This window comes from Bacillus sp. 22446, from assembly GCF_052044955.1.
GTDB classification, from domain to species: Bacteria; Bacillota; Bacilli; order Bacillales; family Bacillaceae; genus Bacillus; species Bacillus altitudinis.
Window position 1 is genome coordinate 203,695 of record NZ_JBQEOD010000002.1, and the last position, 11,944, is coordinate 215,638.

An 11,944-nucleotide genomic window follows, 5' to 3' on the forward strand; every position below is an offset into this window, starting at 1 on the left:
ATGGTATCACAGGAAAACAAACGGCATTTTTTCATGCCGTTTGTTTTCTAATCAATATGAGATAAAGAATGATCCAAAGGTGCGGACAAGCAGCTTTGAATGAGGTGAAGAGTATATATGCGGCCTGATCATGAAAATGAAAAGATCGTCAATATAGAAGAGCGAATCCCTAAAATTAAAGAACAAAGGAAGCAGAAAGCGAACCGGAGATTAATCTCTTTTATTTTGCTGTTTTTTATCATGGTTTTAATTATTGTCTATTTGCAAACACCAATCAGTAAAATTTCTTCTTTAACCATTACCGGTAATGAACATGTACCAACAAAACAGCTCGTTAAACTTTCGCAAATTAAAGAAGGCGAGACAGAGTTTTGGAATTTAAATAAAGATATAACAGCAGACCATATAAAGCAAAATAAATTGATTAAAAGTGTCAGTATCAAAAAACATTTCCCTAATAAGGTCAGTATTGCTGTCAAAGAGTATGCAAATATTGCGTATCTGCAAAAGGGACATTTTTATTATGAGCTTCTTGAAAACGGGACGGCTTTGCCAGATGAAGTAACGCCAAGTCACGCAGGACCTATTTTTGTCGATTGGGACAATAAAGAGAAATTGAAGCAAACAGTGAAAGCTCTGAATCGACTGCCGGCTTCTATTCAGGAACTAATCTCAGAAATATATTACGTACCGACTAGCTCCAATCAGTGGCTCGTTAAATTTTATATGAATGATGGAAACACCGTTATTGCATCAATTAAAACATTCGCAGATAAAATGACGACGTACCCTGCCATTGTCAAAGAGCTTTCGTCCTCTGAGAAAGGTACGATTCATATGGAAGTAGCCACATATTTTGAAGCTTTTAAATCTAAGAAAAAGGAAGATGAACGTTGAGAGGCAAAACCGTCATATTCTCAATTGTAATGCTTGTTCTTGGATTTCTGATTTCTTTTTCTTACCAATATACGAAGCAGCATCGAGCAGATGTCAATCGAACAGAACAATGGAAAAAAGAATATTCTTTGAAAAGTCAGCTAACAAAGCAAGAAAAGGCGAATCAAAAACTTGAAAAAGAACTTTATCGTCTTCAATCAAAAGTCCAAGAAACAGAGTTTGGTTTGAAAAATGAAAAAGAGCAGTATTTTAATGTTTTGGAAGATGTTGAGAAATACAGAATGTTTACAGGAGAAATAGGTGTGAAAGGGAAAGGGGTAAAAGTATCTCTTGAAGATGCATCTTATATCCCGAGTGGACAAAATGTCAATAATTACATTGTGCATGAGAGCCACATTTTCCATGTGATAAACGAACTATTTATATCAGGGGCATCTGCTGTAGCTATAAACGGACAAAGAATCACACACCAATCATACATACATTGTAACGGTCCAGTCGTCACGGTTGATGGTGTTCAACATCCAGCACCATTTGTCATTTCTGCTATTGGAGATCCAGCTGTTTTAATTCCTGCATTAAACATTGCAGGCGGGGTGGTTGATCAGCTGACAAGTGATCATATTTCCATGACGATTGAAAAGAAGGATATTCGTATGAATCCTCTTCTAAGAAACAAAGATTAAATGTGAAAAGGTGAGTGGTGTTGAGGAAAAAGAAGCCATTACTTAGTTTGACAGTCCTGATGGTCATATTTGGCATCATGGTCTCCATCCAGTTTAACTCTCTACAAAAGCCTAAAGTTCGCGATACTCGAGACGTTTGGGAATTAAGAGAGGATTTATCTGCATCTAAAAGTAAAGAACTGGATTTATTGAAAGAAATTGATAAATATGATGAAATGCTAAAAAAGTATGGCAACCAAGAAGATCAATCAAAAGAAGCACAATTAACAAAAACGTTGAAGGATTTGAAAGAAAAGGCTGGTTTTACAGAGGTAACGGGTGAAGGAGTTGAAATAGAAATTACTCAGCTTTTTTCTAAGGAACTTACCGGAGAAGAAGTCAAAAATATACCACCTGATCTTCTAAAAAAACTAATCAACGAAGCCAATATGTTTGGGGCAAAACATATTTCCATTAATGAACACCGGGTGATTAACACCAGTGTTATTCGAGATATTAATGGTACGACGAAAATGGATGGTTACAGCATAGACGGTGATACAGTCACGATTAAGATGGTCAGCGAGCAGGCCGATAAATTATACAGCCGTTTAAATGTATCAGATATTGGTGATTTGTTTGCTCAGGAAAATTTCAGTTTGAGTATTAGACCGCCGAAGAAAAAAATTCATTTAAAAGCATTCGACGGTACAATTCAATTAAATGAATTGAAGCCTCTTGACGATGTAAAGGAGGGAAAATCTTAATGTGGCTTCCTGTACTTGGTTTAATCATAGGAGTTGCGATCGGTTTCTTAACGAATTTTACGATACCGAATGAGTATTCTAACTATCTTTCCCTCGCTGTACTTGCTGCGCTTGATACATTGATTGGTGGAATCAGAGCACATCTGCAAGGGGCATACGATGAACTAGTGTTTGTATCAGGTTTCTTCTTTAATATTATACTCGCAATAAGTTTAGCTTTTCTGGGCGTCCATCTTGGTGTAGACTTGTATTTAGTCGGAATGTTTGCATTCGGTGTTAGATTGTTTCAAAATATCGCCGTTATTCGAAGAATTCTACTAACAAAATGGACAATTTCTAGAGAAAAAAAGAAAAAAAGTGAGTCATAAAAAAGGATATACATATGATGTAACGAATATTTTCAGTAATCCTAATAAAAAATGTTGATTTTTTAAGTTTTGTTACACACTTGTAAAAACACATTCATTGTATTGTTGTTCAGCAAATAATAGAATAGAAAGTATTGATATGTGAGGAGGTGCCATAGAATGAACAACAATGAAATTTACGTCAGCCTTGACATCGGTACATCCAATATAAAAGTCATCGTCGGAGAAATGGCGGATGATTCGCTTAACATTATAGGTGTTGGAAATGTCCCTTCAGAGGGGTTAAAAAAAGGATCGATTGTTGATATAGATGAAACAGTTCATTCTATTAGACAAGCATTTGAACAGGCTGAGAGAATGGTAGGTTTTCCTTTACAAAAGGCGATAGTCGGAATTAACGGAAACCACATTCATATTCAAAATACGAGCGGCGTGGTCGCAGTGTCTAGTGAAAATAAAGAAATACATGCTGAAGATGTGAGACGTGTCTTGGATGCTGCACAGGTAGTATCTATTCCGCAAGAACATCTCGTAGTAGACGTAATTCCGAGACAATTTATCGTCGACGGAAGAGATGAGATCACAGATCCGAAAAAAATGCTAGGTGTACGGCTAGAAGTGGATGGATCGTTAATCACAGGTTCTAAAACGATTCTACATAACTGGCTCCGATGTGTAGAGCGGGCTGGTATTGAAATTATGGATATTTGCTTGCAGCCACTCGCATCGGGTTCAGCGGCGTTATCGAAAGATGAAAAAAATCTAGGGGTAGCTCTTGTCGATATTGGCGGCGGCTCTACTACGATATCCGTATTTGAAAACGGGCATCTCTATTCTACTCACAGTATCCCATTGGGCGGAGAGAACATTACAAAAGATTTGTCTATAGGACTTAGAACTTCCACTGAAGAAGCTGAACGAATCAAAAAGCAATTTGGGCATGCATTCTATGATGAGGCATCGTCTGAGGAGACATTTGAAGTTTCCGTCATCGGTACGGACCAAAAACAGACGTATACACAACTTGAAGCAGCCAATATCATCGAAGCGCGATTGGAAGAGATTCTGCTTTTTGTGGCAGAGGAATTACGCAATATGGGTGTCCATGATTTGCCTGGCGGATTCGTTCTAACAGGTGGACAGGCAGCTATACCAGGTATCCTTTCTCTGGCACAAACGGTCTTACAAAACAATGTAAGAATCGCAAGTCCTAATTATATTGGGGTCAGGGAACCTCAATATATGACAGGAGTGGGCCTGATCCATTTTGCTTATCGCAATGCAAAGATTCAGGGCAGACAGGTTGGATTCCAAATGCCGGATGAAGCATTTCATGAAGTAGGCGCGTCCATGGAGCCGGTTTCTTCTACACCACAAGTAAAAGAAGCTCAGCCAAGACCGAAAGTGAAACAAAAAGCGCAACAAGAGACAAATAAAAAACCGGGCAAAATGAAAAAACTATTTAATATGTTCTGGGAATAGAACTAGATTTTCGACGGATTAGGAGGATTCAGCATGTTGGAGTTTGAAACAAATATAGACGGCCTAGCATCAATTAAAGTAATCGGTGTAGGTGGCGGCGGAAATAACGCTGTCAACCGAATGATTGAAAATGACGTACAGGGTGTCGATTTTATTGCAGTGAATACAGATGCACAGGCGTTAAACTTATCAAAAGCAGAAACAAAAATGCAAATCGGTGCTAAGCTGACAAGAGGGCTTGGAGCAGGTGCGAATCCTGAAGTCGGTAAAAAAGCTGCTGAAGAAAGCAAAGAACAAATTGAAGAAGTCCTAAAAGGCGCTGACATGGTCTTTGTGACAGCAGGTATGGGCGGTGGAACTGGTACGGGTGCTGCACCTGTCATTGCGAAAATCGCAAAAGATTCTGGAGCCTTGACAGTTGGAGTTGTGACTCGTCCTTTCACATTTGAAGGAAGAAAGCGTCAGCTTCAAGCAGTTGAAGGGATTGCTTCTATGAAAGAAGCAGTTGATACGTTAATCGTGATTCCAAACGATCGCCTGCTTGAAATTGTCGATAAAAACACGCCAATGCTTGAAGCATTCCGTGCAGCAGATAACGTGTTAAGACAAGGTGTTCAAGGGATCTCAGATCTCATTGCAACACCAGGTTTAATTAACCTTGACTTTGCTGACGTGAAAACGATCATGTCTAACAAAGGTTCAGCTCTTATGGGAATTGGTGTCGCAACAGGCGAAAACCGTGCTGCTGAAGCAGCGAAAAAAGCCATTTCTTCACCACTTCTTGAAACAGCGATTGATGGAGCACAAGGTGTTATCATGAATATTACTGGTGGTACGAACCTTAGTCTTTATGAGGTACAAGAAGCAGCGGATATTGTTGCATCAGCCTCTGATGAAGATGTCAACATGATCTTTGGATCTGTCATTAATGATAACTTGAAGGATGAAATTGTGGTCACAGTCATCGCAACCGGTTTTATTGAGCAAGAGCCGGAAGTGACAAAACCTCAAAGAAATCCATTAGGACAAGGATTAAAGCAAAATCAATCCATTCCACAAAAGCGTGAAGTAAAACGTGAGGAACATCAGCAAACATCATCACAACCAAGACAAAATACACAGTCAAGTGATGATACATTGGATATCCCAACGTTCTTACGTAACCGCAACAAACGATAAGCAAGCACGATTCATCCCCTTCCTTTGGAAGGGGTTTTTTTATGTCTGCATGGTGAGAAGATCCTGAGCCTGATTGATATAAAAGTCTTGTTTCCGACGTGTTATTTGGAACTATCGTATGTGTTTTGGTTTGAGCCTTTTAAGTCAAAAGAATCATTTTTAATTCCCTTTACAAAAAACGACAAAATGTTGAACTTTATTTGACTACATTAATGAGAACACCATGAAACTTGTCATGATCAAAAAGAAGGGGGAGGGCCAGGATACACACTGTTTGACCATTTGAGGAGGAGGGATTTTATTGAAAGTGAAGTTTCGCAAAACCGCCGTCTATCGTTTCATGAGTCTTTTGGTGATAGGTACTTTAACGATGACAAGCTTTGGGATGGTTCAAGCAAAATCGACTTCTACCTCATATCAGGAGGAAGCCGTTTCCTCTAAGACAACAAAAGCCAAGATTTCTTCGAGATTAAAGAAGCAGTTTCAAAAGGAAGATAAGGTGACCTTCTTAGTCAAAATGAAGGAACAAACGAATGTACAAAAAGTAGCAAAAGAAGCTGTATCAAAAGCAAAAAAACAAAAATTAACTGCGGCTAAAACGCAGTACACAAAAAGATCAGCCGTTGTATCTGAGCTGAGAGCAACATCTGATGAAACGCAGCAAGCGCTCCTAGCGTATTTACAAAAGGAAAAAAAGAATAAGCAAGTGAAAGATATTCATTCCTACTATATTGTGAATGGTCTAGCTGTGACGGCAACAAAAGAAGTGATGGAAAAGGTTGCTTCTTTTCCAGAAGTAGCTCAAGTGCTGCCGAATGAAACTCGTCAACTTCATCGTCCTGTTGATTTGAAGCATGCTAAGCCAAACAAACAAATCAAAGCAGTAGATGGAGTCGAATGGAATATTGCTCAGGTGCATGCACCAGAAGCGTGGGATTTAGGCTATGACGGGACCGGAACCGTTGTGGCAAGTATTGATACAGGTGTCGAATGGGATCATCCTGCGCTAAAAGAAAAATACCGCGGGTTTGATCCTGCTCGTCCGAACGAACCATCTCATGAACTGAATTGGTATGATGCTACGGCAGGCTCTGAAGTCCCTTATGATGACTTGGAGCATGGGACCCATGTGACAGGCACAATGGTTGGTTCTGAGCCAGATGGAAAGAATCAAATTGGGGTCGCACCGGGAGCAGAATGGATTGCAGTGAAAGCTTTTTCAGAAGATGGCGGTACAGATGCTGATCTGTTAGATGCCGGTGAGTGGATTTTAGCACCGAAAGATCAAAACGGAAACCCTCACCCAGAAAAGGCACCTGATGTTGTGAATAATTCGTGGGGCGGTGGGCCAGGTCTTGATGATTGGTATAAAGATGTAGTGAATGCTTGGAGAGCAGCAGACATCTTTCCAGAATTTTCAGCCGGTAATACCGATTTATTCAATCCAGGCGGCGCGGGTTCGATTGCAAATCCCGCTAACTATCAGGAAGCCTTTGCTACAGGCGCAACAGATCATGACAACAAGTTAGGGTCTTTCTCCCTTCAGGGTCCATCTCCATATGGCGTAATGAAACCAGATATTGCTGCTCCGGGAGTAAACATTCGTTCTTCGATCCCGGGAAAAGGATATGAGGATGGGTGGAATGGTACATCGATGGCAGGTCCGCATGTCTCAGCTGTTGTTCTTCTTCTTCGCCAAGTGCAATCAGACCTTTCTGTTGATGAAATTCAGCAAATTCTCATTGAGACAGCGAAACCACTGACAGATCAGCAATTTCCTGAATCCCCTAACAACGGCTATGGGGCAGGGTTAGTTGATGCAAGAGAGGCGATTATGGCTTTAACCAATGGCATCGGTACGATTGAAGGTCAGGTGACAAAAGAGGGAGAAGATACAGAACCACCTGTTTTTTCACATAAAGGTCCGAATGAAATTTTTGCTGCAACGCCAACCCCATTGACCATCACTGCAGAAGATGGGATAGCAGTGGCAAATGTTTCTTTGACTTACCGAGTAGATCAAGGTGAATGGGAGACATTGCAAGCCAACCGCACGGATGGAAATCATTTGAAAGGAACCTATACGGTGCAGCTCCCTGAACTTGAGGGGGAAAACGTGACGTACCGATGGATTGTGAAAGATTTTAGAGAAAATGAAGCGGCATCAGATTCTTATACACTTCCAATTAAAACATCCATCACCACTGGCTACTCACAAGATTTTGAAGCATGGCCAAGTGGATGGTTCAGTGGTGGAACAAAAGATCCGTGGCAGTGGGGAAAACCGTCCACAGGTCCAAAACAAGCATTTAGCGGGGAACATGTCTATGCCACCAATTTAGACAGTCCTTATGAAAATAAAACGGACGCCAATTTGTCTATGCCGCTCATTGCTGTACCAGATTCAGGTTCTTCCTACCTGCAATATCAATACTGGCATGATCTCGAAGCCAATTATGATTATGTGCATGTCTATGTACAGCCAGAGGGGGAAGACGCCGTTCAAGTGACAGCTTATACGGGGAAAACAAATGCGTGGACAGCAGGCGAGGTTGATTTATCTGCTTATAAAGGTCAAAAAGTGAGAGTCCTGTTTCAGATAAGAACAGATGGCAGTGTCACAAAAGATGGCTTTTATTTAGATGATGTGAAAATCACAGATGAGGCTTTGTCTCAACAAGCTAAGAACCAGCTAGGTGTGATCAAAAAAGAAAAATCCACAAGCCAGAATAAGAAATCAGTTGATCCAAAAAAGGCAAAGCCTGCTAAAGTAAAAAATAAACATGTACACATTCAAAAGCAAAACAGTCATGATGCTCCGTCTATTCAAGCTCTTCCAATGAAAGCACAAATCAGTGTTCTAGAAAGCGGAAAATCAACTTCCACCGATGAAGCGACAGGGAAATATCAGCTGTCTCAAGGAGCAGGAGAATGGACAGTGAAAGCGGAAGCTTACGGCTTTGAATCACGGTCCCAAAAAGTCAAAGTGGCATCAAAAGAAACAGCAGAAGCGAATTTCTCCTTACAGCCGCTAGAGAAACGAACGATCTCCGGCACGGTCGTCAATGAAACAACTGGTGAAAAGGTGAAGAATGCAACTGTTTATCTTGTGGAGGACGCAAAAATTGAGCCGGTGAAAACAGATGAATCCGGTGAATTTTCTCTAGAGGCATTAAGCGGTGTCTATACAGTCAAAATTTTTGCAAAGGGGTTTAAGGGCTATACGTTTACAGCGGATGTGACGGAAAAGCCACTTGAAAAGTCAGTGAAACTTGAGCCTTTTATCGGCTTTCCGGGAGAGATTGGCTACGATGATGGCACGGCTGAAAATGCGCGGGCTTTCTACGATCCTGGCAATGGCTGGGCTGTGAAGTTTTCATTAGAAAAAGGAAAGAAACAAGCACAAGTCACAGGTGGTCTTTTCCGGTTTTGGACATCAGAATGGCCAGCTCCTGGAGGCGATGAATTTGCTGTTGAAGTATATGATGCTTCTGGGAAGGGTGGCGCACCAGGTGAGAAAATCGCAGGACCTTTAAAAGCAAATGCGCTGCGTAATGGTGAATGGACAAAAGTAGATTTAGAAGATCAAGCCATTACAGTGGATGGAGATTTCTATCTTGTTTATATTCAAACGAAAAAGAATACCGAATCGCCGGGACTTGCCACAGATGAAGATGGCCCTAATGCTGAAAGAAGCTGGCAGCTGACGAGCGGTGCTTTTTCTCCTTCTCCGAAAGAAGAGGGGAATTATATGATTCGTGCGCTCGTAAACTATGAAGCAGATGTACCAGAAATCACTTCTCCAAAGGAAGGAACCATTACAAATCAAGGTGAATTGACGATTGAAGGCACAGCCTCTCCGGGTCTCGATGTGGCCATTTATCAGAATGATGAAGAGGTGGCCAACGTCAAATCAGATGAGTCGGGTACTTTCAAAGAAAATGTATCTGTTCCAAGTGGAGAGCATGTCTTCACGGCGGCGACTGTAACGGATAAAGGCTCAACAAAACATTCCAAGCCAGTCAAGGTGATCATCGATCAAACAGCACCGACGTTGACCATTGATACACCGAAAAAAGGCGACAAGTCTAATAGAGAATCACTCACGGTGGAAGGGAAAGTAGCGGATGATTATCTAGATCAAGTCACAGTCAATGGAAAAAAAGCGACTGTAAAGGATGGGGCATATTCTGCAAGGGTGCTGCTTGAGAACGGGAAAAATACAATCAAAGTGACAGCAAAAGATGCAGCTGGAAACAAAACGACTAAAAAGGTCGACATCGATGTTCAATATGGTGCACCTGTCATTTCTGAATTAACGCCAAAAGATAATATGAATCTATCATCAGGTGAATCGGTTAAGATTTCATTTAAAAGCAGGGAAAAGCTAGATGCCACCTTTGTTCTTCATATGCCGCTGACAAATGCTAGATCAAAACTTCAAAACACAACCGAACTGCCGATTCGTGAAGTAGCACCGGGAACGTATGAAGGCTACTGGACGGCGACATCTATTGCAAAAGCAAAAGGTGCAGTGATTGAAGTCATTGTCAAAGATGATTATGGAAATGTCACAAGACAGAAGGCAGAAGGAACACTCACCATCAATGAGAAAGAATGACAGCGAAAAAGACACGACTCTTCGGAGCGTGTCTTTTTTTGTGCAATGGATAGAGGAGACACTTGTCCAACAAATCATTCGGATGTTCTTTCTGTCTCATACGTCGACAAAAACGATAACAATCCACCAAAAGTTCTCTATCATCCCCTACAAGAATTGACAGACTTCCATCCGATGACTGTTTTATACTGGTACAAACAAGTGCAAGTACTGCTTTTGATTCTTTGTTTCAGATGAAAGGAGCAGAAGGTGGTCATTTATTTAGATGTCATTTGGCTGTTAAACTTTTGTTTTGATCTATTGCTGCTCTTACTCACGGCATTTATTCTCAAACGACAAGTGAAAAAAAGGCGATATATGTTAGGAGCTCTCATTGGATCGAGCATTGTTCTCTTGCTCTTTACGCCATTTGCAATGATTGTGTCGCATCCTTTAGGTAAACTGCTTTTTTCTGTCTTGATCGTGCTTGGAACCTTTGGCTTTCAAAGATTTCGTTCCTTTTTTCAAAACCTGTTTGCTTTTTACTTTGTCACATTTTTGATGGGAGGGGGCATGATCGGGGTTCATTCGTTTTTGCAGACAAATACAGTCATTCAAGATGGACTGCTTATTTCACAAAATGATGGATTTGGTGATCCCATTAGCTGGCTTTTTGTTCTCACTGGCTTTCCGGCCATTTGGCTGTTTTCAAAGAAACGATTAGGAGAGGTTGGTGCGAAAAAAAGACAATATGACGAACAAGTACTTGTGGAGATACACATACAAGGAGAAACAATCCGCTTAAATGGTCTGGTCGATTCTGGAAATCAGCTGTATGATCCATTGACGAAAACACCTGTCATGATCGTCCAGCTCGATCAGCTCACATCTATTTTCGGAGAGCCATTTATAGAAAAAATGAAACAGTTTCATCCTGTTGAAGTGATGCAAAAGCTTGATGACCATTTTCCGCTGCTTGATCGTTTAAGACTCGTTCCGTATCGCGCAGTCGGTCATGATCACGGGTTTCTACTATGCTTTAAACCAGATACGGTCGACCTTTATACAAAAACGCATATGATCCAGCCAGCGAAGTGTTTTGTTGGGATGGGTCTAAGTGGATTATCAGCAGATCAGGAATTTCAATCCATCATTCATCCAGAGATGTTAGACGGAAAAATGATACAAGGGGTGTCGTAGTTTTTTTGTGATGTCTTTTATCTTACGAAGTCAACTGGACATTTAGAAGGGAGAAGAAGATGAAAAAATTAAAATTTAAACTCACTTACTACTGGTATAAACTCCTCATGAAGCTAGGGCTAAAGAGTGATGAGATTTATTATATTGGTGGAAGTGAGGCACTGCCTCCGCCATTATCAAAGGATGAAGAACAAGAATTGCTCGTTAAATTACCTAAAGGGGATCAAACAGCAAGAGCCATTTTGATCGAAAGAAACTTGCGATTGGTCGTTTATATCGCAAGAAAATTTGAAAACACAGGCATTAACATTGAGGATTTGATTAGTATCGGAACGATAGGCCTCATCAAGGCAGTAAATACGTTTAATCCAGAAAAAAAGATCAAACTGGCCACATATGCGTCTAGATGTATTGAAAATGAAATTTTGATGTATTTGCGCCGAAATAATAAAATCCGTTCAGAAGTATCCTTTGATGAACCGCTTAACATCGACTGGGACGGAAATGAATTGCTTTTATCAGATGTACTTGGGACAGATGATGATATTATCACCCGGGATATTGAAGCAAATGTCGATAAAAAATTACTGAAAAAAGCGTTAGAACAATTAAACGATCGTGAAAAACAGATCATGGAACTGAGGTTCGGTTTAGTTGGCGGTGAAGAAAAAACCCAAAAAGATGTTGCCGACATGCTTGGTATTTCTCAGTCCTATATTTCAAGGCTCGAAAAAAGAATTATTAAACGATTGCAAAAAGAATTTAATAAGATGGTCTAAAAATTTT

Annotated in this window: 9 protein-coding genes; all 9 read left to right on the top strand. The window is 40.6% G+C overall.

Annotation, left to right across the window (positions count from 1 at the left end):
• Positions 1-117 precede the first annotated feature (117 nt).
• The 9 genes from ACTJJD_RS05320 to sigE all read left to right on the top strand — a co-directional run bounded on the left by ACTJJD_RS05320 (position 118) and on the right by sigE (position 11,937).
• On the top strand, positions 118-897 hold the full coding sequence (locus tag ACTJJD_RS05320; RefSeq protein WP_440608162.1) for a cell division protein FtsQ/DivIB: 780 nt from the start codon (positions 118-120) through the stop codon (positions 895-897).
• Entirely contained in the window at positions 894-1,583 is a 690-nt protein-coding gene (locus tag ACTJJD_RS05325) for a DUF881 domain-containing protein (RefSeq protein WP_007499760.1), read from the top strand. The genes ACTJJD_RS05320 and ACTJJD_RS05325 overlap by 4 nt, the downstream gene beginning before the upstream one ends.
• A 20-nt stretch (positions 1,584-1,603) precedes the next feature.
• Positions 1,604-2,329 carry a DUF881 domain-containing protein gene (locus tag ACTJJD_RS05330; RefSeq protein ID WP_007499758.1) on the top strand — a complete coding sequence of 242 codons (726 nt, stop codon included), beginning with the start codon at positions 1,604-1,606 and terminating at the stop codon, positions 2,327-2,329.
• The gene (locus ACTJJD_RS05335) at positions 2,329-2,697 is read left to right on the top strand and encodes a small basic family protein (protein WP_003210988.1); all 369 of its coding nucleotides are present in this window, start codon (positions 2,329-2,331) and stop codon (positions 2,695-2,697) included. The genes ACTJJD_RS05330 and ACTJJD_RS05335 overlap by 1 nt, the downstream gene beginning before the upstream one ends.
• Positions 2,698-2,856: 159 nt before the next feature.
• A complete protein-coding gene (ftsA, locus tag ACTJJD_RS05340) occupies positions 2,857-4,179 on the top strand; it encodes a cell division protein FtsA (RefSeq protein WP_007499754.1) in 1,323 nt (440 codons plus the stop codon).
• Positions 4,180-4,212: 33 nt separating this feature from the next.
• Positions 4,213-5,358 (top strand): cell division protein FtsZ, encoded by a 1,146-nt coding sequence (gene ftsZ / locus ACTJJD_RS05345; RefSeq protein WP_007499752.1) that lies wholly within the window; start codon positions 4,213-4,215, stop codon positions 5,356-5,358.
• Positions 5,359-5,659: 301 nt separating this feature from the next.
• Entirely contained in the window at positions 5,660-9,979 is a 4,320-nt protein-coding gene (locus ACTJJD_RS05350; protein ID WP_440608163.1) for a S8 family serine peptidase, read from the top strand.
• 249 nt (positions 9,980-10,228) lie between these two features.
• Positions 10,229-11,158 carry a sigma-E processing peptidase SpoIIGA gene (gene spoIIGA / locus ACTJJD_RS05355; RefSeq protein WP_440608164.1) on the top strand — a complete coding sequence of 310 codons (930 nt, stop codon included), beginning with the start codon at positions 10,229-10,231 and terminating at the stop codon, positions 11,156-11,158.
• 59 nt (positions 11,159-11,217) lie between these two features.
• Positions 11,218-11,937 (top strand): RNA polymerase sporulation sigma factor SigE, encoded by a 720-nt coding sequence (sigE, locus tag ACTJJD_RS05360; protein ID WP_007499746.1) that lies wholly within the window; start codon positions 11,218-11,220, stop codon positions 11,935-11,937.
• The last annotated feature ends 7 nt before the right edge of the window (positions 11,938-11,944 follow it).